This window comes from Actinomadura sp. NPDC048955, assembly GCF_040649435.1.
Taxonomy (GTDB): domain Bacteria; phylum Actinomycetota; class Actinomycetes; order Streptosporangiales; family Streptosporangiaceae; genus Spirillospora; species Spirillospora luteofluorescens.
Genome location: NZ_JBEZJI010000008.1, coordinates 45,932 through 61,206 on the forward strand (window position 1 = coordinate 45,932; position 15,275 = coordinate 61,206).

15 protein-coding genes are annotated in these 15,275 nt (G+C 72.6%); 8 read left to right on the forward strand and 7 right to left on the reverse strand.

Going from position 1 to position 15,275, the window contains the following annotated elements; all coding sequences use genetic code 11:
* Nucleotides 1-9: 9 nt before the first annotated feature.
* Genes AB0C84_RS10810 through AB0C84_RS10830 form a run of 5 tightly spaced genes read left to right on the forward strand, consistent with a single transcriptional unit; the run spans nucleotide 10 to nucleotide 4,187 of the window.
* On the forward strand, nucleotides 10-522 hold the full coding sequence (locus AB0C84_RS10810; protein ID WP_361063855.1) for a hypothetical protein: 513 nt from the start codon (nucleotides 10-12) through the stop codon (nucleotides 520-522).
* Nucleotides 519-1,643 (forward strand): peptidoglycan-binding domain-containing protein, encoded by a 1,125-nt coding sequence (locus tag AB0C84_RS10815; protein ID WP_361063858.1) that lies wholly within the window; start codon nucleotides 519-521, stop codon nucleotides 1,641-1,643. Before AB0C84_RS10810 ends, AB0C84_RS10815 begins: the two co-directional genes overlap by 4 nt.
* A complete protein-coding gene (locus AB0C84_RS10820) occupies nucleotides 1,640-2,362 on the forward strand; it encodes an ABC transporter ATP-binding protein (protein ID WP_361063861.1) in 723 nt (240 codons plus the stop codon). The genes AB0C84_RS10815 and AB0C84_RS10820 overlap by 4 nt, the downstream gene beginning before the upstream one ends.
* Entirely contained in the window at nucleotides 2,359-3,564 is a 1,206-nt protein-coding gene (locus AB0C84_RS10825) for an ABC transporter permease (protein ID WP_361063864.1), read from the forward strand. Before AB0C84_RS10820 ends, AB0C84_RS10825 begins: the two co-directional genes overlap by 4 nt.
* Before the next feature lie 47 nt (nucleotides 3,565-3,611).
* Complete coding sequence (locus tag AB0C84_RS10830) at nucleotides 3,612-4,187, forward strand: antibiotic biosynthesis monooxygenase (RefSeq protein WP_179843608.1); 576 nt, start codon at nucleotides 3,612-3,614, stop codon at nucleotides 4,185-4,187.
* On the opposite strand, the gene AB0C84_RS10835 is transcribed toward AB0C84_RS10830, so the two are convergent.
* Genes AB0C84_RS10835 through AB0C84_RS10845 form a run of 3 tightly spaced genes read right to left on the reverse strand, consistent with a single transcriptional unit; the run spans nucleotide 4,188 to nucleotide 7,726 of the window.
* On the reverse strand, nucleotides 4,188-5,981 hold the full coding sequence (locus AB0C84_RS10835; protein ID WP_361063868.1) for a choline/carnitine O-acyltransferase: 1,794 nt from the start codon (nucleotides 5,979-5,981) through the stop codon (nucleotides 4,188-4,190).
* Between the two features lie 59 nt (nucleotides 5,982-6,040).
* Nucleotides 6,041-6,850 (reverse strand): class I SAM-dependent methyltransferase, encoded by an 810-nt coding sequence (locus tag AB0C84_RS10840; RefSeq protein WP_361063871.1) that lies wholly within the window; start codon nucleotides 6,848-6,850, stop codon nucleotides 6,041-6,043.
* Between the two features lie 12 nt (nucleotides 6,851-6,862).
* Entirely contained in the window at nucleotides 6,863-7,726 is an 864-nt protein-coding gene (locus tag AB0C84_RS10845) for an arpA protein (protein WP_361063874.1), read from the reverse strand.
* A 301-nt stretch (nucleotides 7,727-8,027) separates the two neighbouring features.
* On the opposite strand from AB0C84_RS10845, the gene AB0C84_RS10850 reads away from it, so the two are divergent.
* Nucleotides 8,028-9,839, forward strand: a complete 1,812-nt coding sequence (locus tag AB0C84_RS10850; RefSeq protein WP_361063877.1) for a serine/threonine-protein kinase — start codon at nucleotides 8,028-8,030, stop codon at nucleotides 9,837-9,839.
* Nucleotides 9,840-9,985: 146 nt separating this feature from the next.
* Nucleotides 9,986-11,203 (forward strand): PP2C family protein-serine/threonine phosphatase, encoded by a 1,218-nt coding sequence (locus AB0C84_RS10855; protein WP_361063880.1) that lies wholly within the window; start codon nucleotides 9,986-9,988, stop codon nucleotides 11,201-11,203.
* 137 nt (nucleotides 11,204-11,340) lie between these two features.
* Here the strand turns inward: AB0C84_RS10855 and AB0C84_RS10860 are convergent, their stop codons facing one another.
* From AB0C84_RS10860 to AB0C84_RS10875, 4 genes are all read right to left on the reverse strand, one after another.
* Nucleotides 11,341-12,360 (reverse strand): alpha/beta hydrolase family protein, encoded by a 1,020-nt coding sequence (locus tag AB0C84_RS10860; RefSeq protein WP_361063883.1) that lies wholly within the window; start codon nucleotides 12,358-12,360, stop codon nucleotides 11,341-11,343.
* A gap of 217 nt (nucleotides 12,361-12,577) precedes the next feature.
* Nucleotides 12,578-13,894 (reverse strand): hypothetical protein, encoded by a 1,317-nt coding sequence (locus AB0C84_RS10865; RefSeq protein ID WP_361063885.1) that lies wholly within the window; start codon nucleotides 13,892-13,894, stop codon nucleotides 12,578-12,580.
* Nucleotides 13,891-14,139, reverse strand: a complete 249-nt coding sequence (locus AB0C84_RS10870; protein WP_361063888.1) for a hypothetical protein — start codon at nucleotides 14,137-14,139, stop codon at nucleotides 13,891-13,893. The genes AB0C84_RS10865 and AB0C84_RS10870 overlap by 4 nt, the downstream gene beginning before the upstream one ends.
* A gap of 99 nt (nucleotides 14,140-14,238) precedes the next feature.
* Entirely contained in the window at nucleotides 14,239-14,520 is a 282-nt protein-coding gene (locus tag AB0C84_RS10875; protein WP_179843603.1) for a hypothetical protein, read from the reverse strand.
* Nucleotides 14,521-14,738: 218 nt separating this feature from the next.
* Here AB0C84_RS10875 and AB0C84_RS10880 point away from each other — a divergent pair, with 218 nt between their 5' ends.
* Nucleotides 14,739-15,275 (forward strand): ferritin-like domain-containing protein, encoded by a 537-nt coding sequence (locus AB0C84_RS10880; protein WP_258941492.1) that lies wholly within the window; start codon nucleotides 14,739-14,741, stop codon nucleotides 15,273-15,275.

Here is a 15,275-nt window from a genome sequence, read left to right on the forward strand (position 1 = left end):
GGAGGAGACATGCGACTGAGGATCCTGGCCGTGCTGCCGCTCGCGCTGGCGCTGACCCTGACCGGGTGCGGCTCGGACGGCAAGGACGACACCGTGGCCTCGGCGAACGGGGGCGCGAAGCAGGGCGGCGCGAAGCAGGGCGGCGAGCAGCTCAGCCCGGAGGAGCGCGGCGTCAAGTTCGCCCAGTGCATGCGCGAGCACGGCATCGACATGGAGGACCCGAAGCCCGGCGGGGGCATCCGGATCCAGTCCAAGGGCGACAAGGCCGTCATGGAGAAGGCCATGGAGGCGTGCCGGCAGTACAACCCCATGGCCGACCGCACCGGCGCGCCCGATCCGAAGATGCAGGAGCGGGCGCGCGAGTTCGCCGCGTGCATGCGCAAGAACGGCGTGGAGAAGTTCCCGGACCCCGACCCGAACCAGCCCGGCATCCGGATCGACAAGAACACGGTCGGCGACGACCCGGACCTGGAGACCGCGCGGCAGGCTTGCGACAAGGTCCTTCAGGGCGGCGGGAAGTGACGGGGGAGACCGTCGCGGAGCGCGCGCCGGCCGAGCGGGAGGGCCGCCGCGCCCGGCGCCGGCCGCGCCTGAGGATCGCTCTGGCCGTCGCCGCGGTCGTCGCGGCGGGCGGCGCCGCCACCGCGGCGGCGCTCGCCACCGGCGGGGACCGGGGCGGCGGGCGGGCCGCGGCCCTGCCGCCCGGCACGGCGAAGGTGGCGAGGGAGACGCTCAGCGACACCCAGACCGAGGACGGGCAGCTCGGCTACGGCCCGACCCTGACGGCGACGAGCCAGGCCAGGGGCACGATCACCTGGCTGCCCGAGAGCGGGGACGAGGTCACCCGCGGCCACCGGCTGTACGAGCTCGACGGCGATCCCGTCGTGCTGATGTACGGGTCCAAGCCGTCCTACCGGCCGCTGCGGACCGGGACCGAGGGGTCCGACGTGAAGCGGTTCGAGAAGAACCTCAGCGCGCTCGGCTACGGCGGCTTCACCGTGGACGGCGAGTACACCTCGGGCACCGCCGAGGCCGTCCGGGAATGGCAGGACGACATCGGCGCGCCGCAGACCGGGACCGTCGAGGTCGGACGGGTCGCGTACGCGGCCGGGCCCGTCCGGGTCGAGACCCTCGCGGCCACCCCGGGCGAGCCCGCCGCGCCCGGCAAGAAGATCCTCGGCTACACCGGGACCACGCAGGCCGTCACGGTCGAGCTGGACACCGCCGACCAGCGGCTGGCGAGGAAGGGCGCCAGGGTGGAGGTGACCCTGCCGGAGGGGCGGCCGGTCGAGGCCGAGATCGACGAGGTCACCACCGTGATCGAGCCGGGCGGGCAGAACGAGGACCCGGCGACGAAGGTGGAGGTCACGATCTGGCTCGACTCCGCCGCGGCCCGGAAGGCCGCGGCCCGCTACGCGCTCGCCTCGGCCGACGTCCGCTTCACCGCGGGCCGGCGCGAGAACGTCCTGACGGTGCCGGTGTCGGCGCTGGTCGCGCTGCGGGAGGGCGGTTTCGGGGTGGAGGTCGTCAGGGGCGGGACGTCGTCGTACGTCCCGGTCGAGACCGGGTTGTTCGCCGACGGGAAGGTCGAGGTCTCCGGGGCGGGGATCGCCGAGGGCGCGCTCGTGGGGGTACCGAAATGATCACGCTGCGGGACGTGCGGAAGTCCTACCCGGGCGGCGTGCACGCGCTCGCCGGGGTGTCGCTGCACGTCGGCGCGGGCGAGCTGGTCGCGATCGTCGGCCCGTCCGGGTCCGGCAAGACGACCATGCTCAACATGCTCGGCACCCTGGACCGCCCCACCTCGGGCGAGATCCGCGTCGACGGCCACGACGTGGGGCGGCTCTCGGACGCGCGGCTGTCGGCGCTGCGCGCGAGCCGCATCGGGTTCGTCTTCCAGCACTTCCACCTGGCGGCGGGGACCCGGGCGATCGACAACGTCGCGGACGGCCTGCTGTACTCCGGGCTGCGCCCGGCGGTGCGGCGGCGGCGGGCCGCGGCGGCGCTGGAGCGGGTGGGGCTCGGCCACCGGCTGGAGCACGCGCCGCACGAGCTGTCGGGCGGCGAGCGGCAGCGGGTCGCGATCGCGCGGGCGGTCGCCGGGGAGCCCGCGCTGCTGCTCGCGGACGAGCCGACCGGCGCGCTGGACTCGGCGTCCGGCGACGGGGTGATGACCCTGCTGCGCGAGCTGCACGCCGCCGGCACCACCGTGGTGGTCATCACGCACGACCGGGAGATCGCGGCGGCCCTGCCGCGCCGCGTCCGGATGCGCGACGGCCTGGTGGTGGCCGACTCCGCGGACGGCTCCGCGGGGGACGGCCCGGCGGGCGACGGCCCGCGCATGGCGGGGGCGGCGCGATGACGGCCGGGACGCTCCAGCCGGCCCGGCTGTGGCCGGGCGACGTGCTCAGGGTCGGCGCGGTCGGCCTGCGGACCCGGCCGCTGCGGGCGTTCCTGTCCGCGCTCGGCATCGCGATCGGGATCGCCGCGATGGTCGCGGTCGTCGGGGTGTCCTCCTCCTCGCGCGCCGACCTCGACCGGACCCTCGCGGCGCTCGGCACCAACCTGCTGACCGTCTCGCCCGGCAGCACCCTGACCGGCGAGAAGGCGCAGCTTCCGCTGGAGTCGGAGGCCATGGTGGCCCGGATCGCCCCGGTCCGGGAGGTGTCGGCGACCGGGCTGGTGGACGGCGCGAAGGTCTACCGGACCGGCAAGATCCCCGAGGCGGAGACCAACGGGATCTCGGCGTACGCGGCCCGCACCGACCTGCGCGCCGCGACGGGGGCGAGGCTGCGCGGCGGGGTGTGGCTGAACGCCGCGACCGGCGGCTTCCCCGCGACGGTCCTCGGGTCGACCGCCGCGCGGCGCCTCGGGATCGGGCACGCGGCGCCGGACGTCCAGGTGCTGATCGGCGGGCGCTGGTTCACCGTGATCGGCATCCTGGAGCCGGCGGAGCTGGCCCCCGAGCTGGACGGCGCCGCGCTGGTCGGCTGGGCCGCGGCGCAGGACCGGCTCGGCTTCGACGGCCATCCGACGACGATCTACACGCGGTCGGCGGAGGCGAGCGTCGAGGACGTCCGGGAGGTGCTCGGCGCGACCGCGAACCCGGAGGCGCCGAACGAGGTGGAGGTGTCGCGGCCGTCGGACGCCCTGGCGGCGAGGAAGGCGGCGGGCGAGGCGTTCACCGGGCTGCTGCTCGGCCTCGGCGCGGTCGCGCTGCTGGTCGGCGGCGTGGGGGTCGCCAACACCATGGTCATCTCGGTGCTGGAGCGCCGGTCGGAGATCGGGCTGCGCCGCTCCCTCGGCGCGACCCGCGGCCAGATCCGCACGCAGTTCCTCGCGGAGTCGCTGCTGCTGTCGGCGCTCGGCGGCGCGGGCGGGGCGGCCGCCGGCGCGCTCGTCACCGCCGGCTACGCCGTGTCCCAGGGATGGCCGGTCGTCATCCCCGCGTGGGCGGTGCTCGGCGGGGTCGCCGCGACCCTGCTCATCGGCGCGGTGGCCGGCCTGTACCCGGCGATCCGGGCGTCCCGCCTCAGCCCCACCGAGGCGCTCGCCGCCACCTGATCGGGACGAATACGCATGGACCGGACGGGACGGGTGAGATCTCAGCCATGGCTTCAGCGGAGACCGAGCCCGTCACGATCGTGTTCACCTGGGACGTCAGGCCGGGCCGGGAGCGCGACTTCGAGGAGTGGGCGCAGGGGCTCCACGAGGTCGCGACCCGGTACTCCGGCCACCAGGGCGCCACCTGGCTGCGCGCGGAGGGGTCGCGGCACCGGTACTACACGGTCGTGAACTTCGCCGACCAGGAGCGGCTCGACCGGTGGCTGCACTCCGACGAGCGCGCGGAGTGGATCGAGCGGGTCAGCGGGATCGCCGACGAGCACCGGCAGGACACCACCGGGCTGGAGACGTGGTTCAGCCTGCCCGGCGAGTCCGTCCCGCCGCCCTCCAAGCTCAAGATGATCGTGGTCACCTTCTGCGCCGTGTACCCGCTCGCCCTGCTCCTGCAGGCGTTCGTCACGCCGCTGACCCAGTCGTGGCCGCTGCCGCTGCGGGCGCTGACGTTCCCCGTCATCGTGATCCCGCTGCTCACCGTCCTCGTGATGCCCGGGCTCAGCCGGGTGTTCCGGCGCTGGCTCTACCCGATCGGGCGGACGCACCGGCCGGCGAGACCCGGAAGGTGATCACGCGAGCAGGTCCCGCAGCTCGCTGACGGCCTCGCGGAGCCGGCCGGCGAACTCCAGCATCGCGTCCGCCACCGGCCGCGGGGTGCTCAGGTAGACGTTGAGGCGGTCGGGAAGCAGGACGTAGGCGACGCCGATGCACTGCTCGCTGGTCGAGCCGAACCCGAAGTACCGGATGTTGACCGACGGCGCGGAACTGGTGCTCAGGTAGTCGTCCCGCATGACGAGCCACCCGGGGGACTCGAACAGCGGGAGCGGCTCGGTGACGCCCAGCTCGGCGCCGCGCCGCTTCTGGATCAGCTGGAGCTCCCACAGGTGCTGCTCGGGCGCCTGCCCCGCCTGGCACTCCTTGGCCCGCCGGACGTGGGCGTCGGCGGCGGCGCGGAAGGCGTCCCGGCGCGGCCCGGCGCCGGCCGCCGGATCGTCCATGGCCTCGACGAAGCGGAACACCTCGGGGGTGACGACGCGCATCGCCTCGGTGCGCCCGTTGCGGTACTGACGGGTGGCGATCGACTCGTAGGTGGCGCCGACGAGGCCCTTCGCGCGCTTGTGGGCGAGCTGGTAGGCCATCTGGACGAACGCGTCCGGCGACATCTTTAGCCGCTTGATGTGCTCGGTGCCGAAGTCGTCGAACGACACGGTCGTGGTGGCCGTGGCCGCCCCGTACGCGGCGAAGGCCGCCGCGGCGTCGCCGATGTCGCGCCGCAGGGCGTCGTCCAGAGTGAACTCGATCGCCTCGGCGACCGGGAGCCCCTGCGACCGGGCGCCCGACCGCTGCGACAGCTTCTCCGGGGGGTCGCTCAGCAGCGCGTCGACGAAGCTGAGGATCGTGGTGCCGTCCAGGCCGCAGTGCTCCACGTTGATGCCCGCGGTGCCGTCGCCGAACACGACGAAGGAGACGGCCTTGTCGAACCAGCGGCCGGCGCCGTCGCCGTGGAGCAGGTGGTCGCAGGCGTCGAGCGTGGTCTCGGGGACGAGGTCCTCCAGGCACACGCAGAACAGGGCGGTCTCGATGTCGTCGAGCGCCTTGGCGTTGCCGAGGGCCAGCAGGGCCTCGCGGCTCGCCGCCCACTCGGCGCGGGCCTTGGTGGTGAGGTGCCCGGCGGACGGCTCCGGCGCCGCCTCCGCCTTCAGCACGGAACCGAGGCCCTCGCGCAGCTCCTCCAGCGTGTGGGGGTGGCCGTCGGGACCGAGCACGTCCATCTTGATCATGTTGCCGCGGAACAGCACCACGATGTGGCGGGCGTCCGACGGCCCCGGCCACTCGGCGGTGTAGGGGGCGCGGACGGTGTCCTGTTCGGCGCCGGGGATGCGGGTCGTGGAGAACAGGTACCGGTTCTGCGCCATCGACAGCGGGCGGCCGCGCTGCACGACCGGCGGGATCTCCTCCCGGTCGAGCCGCACTTTGTAGTCCAGCGCCCCGGCGATGAGCCCGGCCGCGCGCTCGACCTGTCCCTCCGGCGACTCCTTGAACAGGAAGAAGAAGTTGGCGTTCAGCGCGATCCGGTCGCGGCGGCCGAGGTAGCGGTAGGGCCAGAACGTGTCCAGCCAGCTCTCCACCCCCTCGCTCGCGTCGTAGCGCTCCAGCGCCGCGTGCAGCGTGCGGCCCGGGCCGTCCGGGCGGGCGAACGAGGCCAGCGCCGACTCCGTCCGGGCCCGCTCGTCCGCGGTCAGCAGCGGTCCGCACCATTCGAGGAACCGCTCGCAGGTGGCGTCGAGCGTGGGCAGCGGCACCCGCGGCAGGCGCTCCTCGTTGCCGAAGGTGCGGGACGACAGTTCTTGGCCGGCGTTCACATCGATCCTCTTGTTCTGTTCGTTCCCCGGGTCACGTGTCCGCGACCGGTCGGAAGGGGTCAGTCGCGTGGACGGCTGATGTAGAGCTGCGCGTAGAACCAGCCGCCGGTCTCCAGGCCGTCCGGGTCGGCGCCGACCTCGGCGAGCCGGTCCAGGACGAGTTCCTGCTCCTGCGGCGTCGCGAACCGCCGCTGCCGGAACAGGCCCTCGTGGCGGACGGTCGTGTACCCGGCGGCCGCGAGCGCTTCGGCGATCGGGTCGAACGGGAACATGCGCAGCACGAAATGCGCCATCCACGGCCTGCGCTCCCCGTGCGCCTCGACGACGCGGGCGAGGGTGCGCTCGGTGACGTAGCCGAGGCACCCCGTCGAGATGACCAGATCGGTTCCGGCGAGCTGGGCGCGCTGCCCGGCGGTCGGCTCGCCGCTCTCCAGGTCCGCGTGGACGGCGCCGTCGAGGAAGCCCGCTTCGAGCGCGTAGGAAAGGGCGCTGTCGGATGCGTCGAGGCCGAGGAAACGCAGGCGGTTCGTCGCTTCACGGGAACGGACCAACTCCCGGTCTCGGGCCAGAAGGCCGGCGCGCGTGCGTCCGGAGGCGTCGGGACCGCCGTAGCGATCGTACAGGTCCGCCATCGTCACGCCGTATTTCAGCAGAGCCGCATTAATGCCGTAGGAACAGCCGATATCGAGAACGGTGGGGACCGGGACGCCGCGCGCCTCCCGGTATTCGGCGATGAGCCGCTGGAAGTGCGGTTTGGCCAGTTCCGGGATGTCGTAGTGGAGTTCGCGCAGCGTGCCGAAGTAGGCGCGGGGATCGGGGCTGGTGTAGATGTGGTCGAGCGAGATCTTCCCTGTGGCGTCCGTGCGCACGGGCGGTGCCTCCTAGTCCAGCAGCCGGTCGACCCTGACGGCGCGTCCCTCCGCCGCCAGGTGCTCGGGCAGGACGCGGCCGAAGAGCTGCCTCGTGCGCGCGACGCTGCCGATGACCCCCGGGCGCTCGCTGTAGGCGAGGATCGCCGTGTGCCGCGCCGTGTCCCCCCGGACCGCGGCGACCCGGTGCAGCGAGTACCGTCCCCTGAACAGCTGCAGGTCACCGGGGCGGAGCGTGAGCCCGCGGACGAGGTCGCCGCCGTGCCCGGTCAGCACGCGGCGCACGTCGCCGAAGTTCTCCGCCTCCGCCGACCTGATGTTCGGGCAGTACTCGAAGACGCCCCCGTCCTCGGGCTCCTGCGTCAGCAGGCTGACGGTGAACTCGTTGGTGTCGAAGTGCCAGGGGTGCTCCATTCCCGGGTTGACGACGTTGAGGACGAGCCCCGACAGCGGGTCGGCCAGCTCGTGGACCCGGGGCAGCCCGAAGCAGGCCGCCACGAACCGCTGGAAGACCCCGCTCGCGTAGAGCCGGTGGACGACGGACCCGGCGGGGATGTGGTCGCGGGCGACGAACGCGTTGCCCCGCTCGACGGTGAGGCGCCCGGGGTGGTCCTCCGGCAATGGCGTGCTCACGTCGATGTTGTAGGCGTTCACCGTTTCCACGTCGTAATGCGCGTGCGGTGCGATCGCCCCGCATTCCGCGCGCAGCGCGTCCCGCAATGCCGGGCGAATGAAGTCGGGCAGCACGCAGCAGCCCGTTTTCTCCAGCTCGTCCCTGGTCCGGGAAACGAGTACGTCCCATCCCGCGCCGCCCGGCGCGGCCAGCGGATAGCGCTCGGTGTCGACGATCCCTGCGAGAGCCTCCGCTGCGCCCATGAAGATCCTTTCGCGGTCGGCGAACCCCAACGGGTTGTAGCACATTCCTTCCGCGCATTCCCGGCCGCGCTTTTCCTCCGCGCTTTGTCACGGAATGACAAGTGCGGCCCGTGACCTGTGGCTTCGAACGCTCCCGGGCCCGCGTGCGCGCCGCGGCCGGTGTGTCCCATCTCACCGGCCCTCCCCGGGCCTCAGACCCGTGTCCGGATCTGGCGGTCGTGCCGACTTTCCGCGAACCTTTCCTCACGCGGTGGCGTCACCGTCCTGTGAAGCATGATCTGAAGAGCGGCGGGAGAGCGGGATGGACTGGCGGCTGGCAGGGTTCACCGAGGAGCGCGAGCTCGGGCGCGGCGCGCAGGGACGGGTCGTCCTGGCCCGCCACACGGGTTCCGGGACCCCGGTCGCGATCAAGTACCTGGCCGGCGGGGACCCCGGCGCGGTCGACGCGCTGCGGTCCGAGGCGCAGATGCTCGGCCGCCTGACGAGCCCGTACGTGGCCCGCCTCTACCAGTTCGTGGAGGGCGAGCACGGCGCGGCGATCGTGATGGAGGCGGTGAACGGCGCGTCCCTGAAGGAGGTGCTGCGCGAGAACGGGGCCCTCACCCCGGAGGCCGCGCTGCTCGTGCTGAAGGGCTCGCTGCTCGGGCTCGCCTCCGCGCACGCCGTCGGGGTCGTGCACCGCGACTACAAGCCGGCGAACGTCGTGGTGCGGGGCGACGGGCTGAGCAAGCTCGTGGACTTCGGCATCGCCGTCCTGACGGGCGGCAGCTCGATCTCGGGGACGCCGGTCTACATGGCGCCGGAGCAGTGGCGCGGCGACCCCGCCAGCCCCGCCACCGACGTGTACGCCGCGACGTGCGTGTTCGTGGAGTGCGTCACCGGGCACCGCCCCTTCGCGTCGGCCGACCGGGCGGCCCTGATGAACCAGCACCTCACCGCGCAGGTCGACGTGCGGGACGTGCCCGGCCCGCTGCGCGAGCTCGTCCTCCAGGGGATGGCGAAGGACCCGGGGCGGCGGCCGCCGGGCGCGGCGGAGTTCGTCACGCGGCTCGACATCGCCGCCGTCGCCGCGTACGGGGGCGACTGGGAGCAGCGGGGCGTGCGCGCGCTGGCGGGCGCCGCGGTCGCGCTGGCCGCGCTGTTCCCGCTCGGCGCCCTCGCCGTCACGCCCGGCGCGTCCGCCGCGGCGGGCGCGGGCGCGGCGGGTGCGGCGGGCACCGCCGGAGCGGGCGGCGCGGGCGGCGCCGGCGGTGCGGGGACCGCGGGCGCGGCCGTGAGCAAGGGCTTCCTCGCCACCGCGGCCGGCAAGGGCGCGATGGCCGCCGCGGGCGCCGCCGTGGTCGCGGGGACGGCGGGCGGTGTCTACGCGGTGCAGGACGACGAGCCCTCGCGGCCCGCGCCCGTGCCCGCCGCCGTCGTCACCCTGGTCGCCGACAACCGCAAGCTCACCGACCCGGCGATCGAGATCCAGAACGCGCAGTACCCCAAGGTCACCGGGTTGAAGGACCCCGCGCTGGAGCGCCGCGTCAACGCCGAGCTGCGCGAGCCGATCGACTGGCTCGTCGGGGTGTGGAAGAAGAACGCTCCACGTTTCTGCAAGGGCAGGCCCGCGAAGATCGGCACCGAGACGAGGCTCGGGCTGCGCGGCCCCCGCCTGGTGTCGGTCCGCTACTACCTGCTGTCGGACAACTGCCAGCAGGCCGACGGCTCCCCGGGCGGCGAGGTCGTCACCGTCGACCTGCGCACCGGCCGCCGGCTCACCGCGGCCGACATCTTCAAGCCCTCGACGCTCACCGCGGCCGGCGTGAGCCGGCTCAACACCCTCGTCCCGCAGAAGCCGGCGCCGAACGAGCGCCCGTGGCGGGACTGCGGCCCCGACGGGTTCGCGCTCGCCGACTTCTCCCCGCGCGGGACCCAGGGGTCGACCGCCAAACCGGGGCCGTTCCTGTTCCCCTTCCTCACCCCGAACGGATTCGAGATCTCCCTCCTGGCGGGGGGCAGTGACGGCTGCGGCAACCTGAACTTCGGCACCTCGTACGCGAACGTCCGCGGCCTGCTCAAGCCCGAGATCGCCGCGCTGCTGCCCTCGGGCCCCGCACCGTCGCGGACCTGACGCGCCGGGCCCGGATCCCACATGGACGACGCGTGCCGGGGTAAGGGGTTCCGGAAAGGGGGAATTGCGGTCCTGGTGAGAGGTGGTCCGCCTGCGGGACGGTGGAGTGGGAGCCCCGAGAGCCGAGAGTGCAGGGCGGCGAACCGATGCTGAGAGAGCTGTTGGCGGCCAGCCATCTGATGTCGATGGAGCAGCTGCCGGGCGCGGTGGCCCGGCACGCCGCCGACCACGGCCTGCATGACGCGCTCATCTACGTCGTCGATCTCCAGCAGACGGTGCTGCGCCTGCTGACCGGCAAGGGACCGGACGCCGGACAGGACCCCGGGGCCGGATCGCGGGAGCTGAGGGTCGACGGGACGGTCGCCGGCCGTGCCTTCCAGACGATGGAACCCGCGTTCGGGCAGGCCCTCGACGGCGGGCGCTGCCAGTTCTGGGTGCCGATCCTCGACGGGACCGAGCGGCTCGGCGTGCTGCGGGTGACCGTCCGCCGCGACGACGACCGGGTCCGGGAGGAGGCCGAGGTCCTGGCCGGCCTGGTCGCATTGATCATCGTCAGCAAGGGCCCCTACAGCGACTCCTACTCCCGCCTCGTGCGGACCAGGGACATGACGGTGTCGGCGGAGATGCAGTGGCGGCTGCTTCCGCCCACGAGCTTCGCCAATGACCAGGTCGTCATCGGCGCCGCGCTGGAGCCGGCCTACATGCTGGGCGGCGACACCTTCGACTACGCGCTGGCCGGCGACACCGTCCATCTCACGATCTTCGACGCGATGGGCCACGACACCTCCGCCGGGCTCACCTCCAACCTCGCCGTCGCGGCCTGCCGCAACGCCCGCATCCAGGGGGCCGGGCTCGTCGAGACGGCGCAGGCGGTGGAGGCGGCGCTGCTCGAACAGGACCCGAGCGGGCGCTTCGTCACGGGCGTGCTGGCCGAGCTCGACCTGCCGTCGGGGCGGCTGTCGTGGGTCTCGCACGGGCACCCTCCGCCCGTCGTCATCCGCGGGTCGCGGTGGGTCACCACGCTGGAGTGCCCGCCGGGCACCCCGCTCGGCACCGGGCTCGGCGTGCAGGCGAAAGTGTGCAACGAGCAACTGGAGCCGGGCGATCGGATCCTGTTCTACAGCGACGGGATCGTGGAGGCCCGCGATCCGAACAAGCAGGAGTTCGGGCTGCAGCGGTTCGTCGACTTCATCATCCGGCGCGAGGCCGACGGGCTGTCGGTCCCCGAGACGCTGCGGCGGCTCGTCCACAGCATCCTGGAGCACCACGCGGGGCGCCTGGCCGACGACGCCACGGTCCTGCTCCTCGAATGGCAGGGGCCCCTCGGCATGAAGGACCCCCCGGAAACCCTCAAGAACGACTGAGCCCGGAGCAGGAGCCCAGCCCTAGTCTCGAAGTGGTCTCGGCCGCGCGCGAACGCGTGAGCTGGCCGGTGGAGCGAGGCCGGAGGCGAGCGGAGCCGGGCAGATCGCGAAGCGATGCCGCGTTCGCCCAGTGCCGGTCACGTAGCGAGCCGCCAGGCGAGCGAAGTGGGCCGGGACGTGGAAACACAGCCCAGCCCAAGGGCTTCCATGAGCATCGGGTATGCCTCGTGCAGGTCGCGCTGCCAGTAGGGCCAGTCGTGCTGCCCGTCGAAGAAGCGGGCGGTCACCGGGATGTCGAGGGTGCGCAGCCGGTCCACGAACGCGTGCGCGTGGTCGTTCGCGCCGGCCTCCACCGGGTCGGTGAACGGCAGCCGGCCGAGCGGCCCGGCCCTGCCGTTGCCGCTCGCCACCCAGAGCCGGACGCCGCGCAGCCGCCCCGCGAGGTCGGTCGGGTTGTGGGCGCGCCAGATCGCGGCCTGGTCGTCGGGGTCGCCCCACACCCGCCGCCAGTCGGTGCCGGGGCAGGCCAGGGACGGCCCCCAGCCGGTCGAGTCGTCGCCCGGCTCGTGGCCGTGCAGGGTGTCGAGGTAGCCGCTGAACGCCGCCGCGGCCGCGAACGCGCCCGGGAAACGGGCCGCGTACAGCATGGCGCCGAGGCCGCCCATGGAATTGCCGGCGATCACGCGCCGCGTTCCCGCGCGGTAGTCCCGTTCGAGAATGCGCCGCAGTTCGGTCATGTGGAACGTCTCCCAGCGCGGCGGGCCGCCGTTCCCGTAGTTCCACCAGTCGGAGTAATTGCCGCAGCGACCGCCGTCCGGCATGACCACGATGACGCCGGTGCCGGCGGTGAGTTCGGCGACGTCGGTGTCGCGGGTCCAGGCGGTGTAGTCGTCGACGCCGCCGTGCAGCAGCCACAGTGCGGGCCAGGTGCGCTCCGCGTGCCGCGACCAGCCCGGCGGGAGCAGGAGCCGCACCTTCCGGCGGCCGTCCATGGCGGGAGAGGCAATGGTCAGGTCCAGGGTGCGGGGCGCGACGGCCGTCTCGGCGACGACCTCGGCGGCGGCCGGCGCGGCCGCCATGGACCGGTTCGCGAGCACGAGAGGGAGCAGGAGCGCGAAGGCCCCCAGCCATGCGGCGGGGGTGGGGCGACGGAGCAACGCGGGGCCTTCCGGAAACACCGGCCGTGAGATCGTGCCGGCCTTGGGAAAGAGGAGAGATCCTTTGTCGGACTTTCTCTCCCCGTTCCCCGGGGATTCCCGTGGCCCGGCGCCCCGAAGCACAGGGGGAAAAGCTTATAAAATGCATTTCAACGGACAGGAAAAACGCGCCGGGTGCCCCCCTGGCGGCACCCGGCGCGTTGGTGAGAGGGGCCCGTCAGGTGCCGGAGGCGGCCTTGGCGACGGGCGCGTTCACGTAGCGGACGGCCCACCGCACCAGCCCGCGGACCATGCTGTACAGGATGAACGCCACGCCGACCAGCGGCAGGACCAGCAGGACGATCTGGAGCCCGGAGGTGAGGAGCGTGAGGGGGTCCGCGCCGTCGGCGGCGGCGGACGCGAGCCTGCGCATCATTGCCCAGTCCTTGGCCACCAGCCCGGGGACCTGCGTGATGATCAGCGCGATCTGGAAGGCCAGCATGGGGATCACCGTCAGCACCCAGACCGTGACGAAGATCTGGGGCCAGCGCTTGAGGTCGTCGAGCCGGGCGTCGGCGGGGCGCCGCAGGAGCGTCCGGCGCAGGATCGGCCCGATGTACCGGAACAGGTCGGGGATGCCGATGAGGTCGGACATGATGTAGTACCCGTCGAACCGGAGCGTCGGCAGCAGCTGCTGCACCATCTCCAGGTTGACGTACATGATGGCGACGATCAGCGGCGCGAACCCCGTCTGCGCGTAGAGCAGGGTCAGCCCGATGACGAAGATGGCGTTGAAGTAGACGCCGGCGAGGTCGGCGCGGAGCCGCCCGGCGCGGCCGAGCCGGTACGACTCGGTGATGTCGGTGTAGAACGCGGGCCACACCAGGTAGATGCCGCAGCCCATGACGCCCGGGCGGACGCCTCCGTACCGGCAGGCCGAGGCGTGCCCGATCTCGTGGAACGCGCACGAGGCGATCCCGAGCGCGATCACCAGCAGGATGCTGACCGGCTTGAGGATCGCCATCGACAGCGCGTCGGCGATCGACCTGGACGTGAGCACCCAGACCTCGCCGGCCAGGAATCCGGCGAGTACGGGCGCCATCACCCAGGGGCGGAACAGCCAGGCGAACAGGCCGCCGATGAACCAGGTGACCGACTCCGGGAACACCGCGACCTTGAACTTGAGCGCCAGGAACGGGTCGGACCGCGCGAGCTGCGGCTCGGTGCCGTCGCTGAAGGTGGTGACGCCGAGCGGGGCGAGTTTGCGGTCCACCAGGTAGACGATCTGCTCGGAGGTCAGCCGCGCGCCCGCCTCCCGGCTGACCGAGTCGGCCACGGTGGCGAGCGAGGCGACCACGTCGCTCTCGCTCGCCAGGTGGCGGTGCTCCTGCAGCGCCTTGGCGACCAGGAACAGCAGCGGGGGCAGCCGGACGAGCTGCCGGTTCGGCAGGCGCACCAGCTGCGGCGGCTCGCGGTACCCGGAGTTCTTGAACTCGCCGACGAGTTCGGCGCCGTCCACCAGTGCGGGCAGGGTGAGGGCGGCGGGCGCGGTCATGGCTTGTCGTGCACCACGACGGCGGGCGTGCAGGTCAACGTGGAGGACGGGGGCTCGGCGAGCAGGCCGGTGCCGAGCAGGCCGGTCGTCCCGGCGGACTGGGTGGCCTGGCAGGCGTAGAAGACCTGGGTGTCGCCGCCGCCGCCACCGGTCCTGACGGACAGCGCGAACCGGCGCGGGAGGACCTCCCCGGTCAACCGGTCCAGTTCCGCATAGGTGAGCCGCTGAGGGTTGGAAGAGCTCATGGGATCGCTTTCACTTTTCCGTAGGAAGGGGGGAAGGGCTGGCGGAAGCCGCCAGCCCTTCCGATTGCGAGCCGAAGCCCGCGGTTACGCACGCTCGGCTCAGTGGCCGGAGACCACGGCGCCCGGGATGCAGGACTGCGAGCTGGCGTCGTTCTGCGCGTGCAGGCCGACCAGCTGGAGCAGGCCGCTGTCGGGGCGGGTCTGCTGGCTCTGGCAGGCGTTCACGACCGCGGTCGTGCCGTCGCCGCCACCGCCGTGGTTGAGGTTGAGGTTGGCGTTCTCGTTCTCGCCGCCCCCGACGAGAAGGGTGGACAGAACGGCGCGCTCCGGCAGGACCTCACCGGCGAGCTTGTCCAGCTCGGTGTAGCTGAAGGACTTCATGTGGTTCCTTTTCTTCCTTGTCACGCCCGGATCTCAAGGTGGATACCGGATGTCCCTTCCCTCGCCCCAGGTCGGAGCGAGGTAGCTCTACGTATAGCAGATGTGACGTACGGTGGCCAAGTAACCCTCCGGGCGGCAGGTTCCTCGCGTCGGCGTCCAGGCATGAGTGGGCCCTGATGGGTAGGGGAGCCCACATCCGCGCAGATCAGGAGGAGTGCATGGCCGAGAGCAGCTTCAGCATCGACGTCGCGGCGATCCGCGAACGCGCCCGCGCCAAGATGACCGACGGACCCGTGACCGCGGGTTACGGCAGGAGCGCCGAGGAGGTCGTCGGCGTCCTCAACGACGTCCTCGCCACCGAGATCGTGTGCTGGATGCGCTACGCGCAGCACGCGATCAGCGCGACGGGGATCGACCGGGCGCAGGTGTCGGCGGAGTTCGCCGAACACGCCGACGAGGAGCGCGGCCACGCGATGCGCGCCGCGGAGCGCATCAGCCAGCTCGGCGGGGAGCCGGACTTCGATCCGAAGACGCTGGCAGAGCGCTCCCACACCACCTACCGGACGTTCGACGAGAACGACCTGAAGAGCATGCTGGAGGAGAACCTCGTCGCCGAGCGGATCGTCATCGAGTCCTACCAGGAGATCATCCGCTGGCTCGGCGACGGCGACGTGACCACCCGCCGGCTGATGGAGCACATCCTCGCCGAAGAGGAAGAACACGCCGACGACATCATGGACCTGCTGGGGATCTGA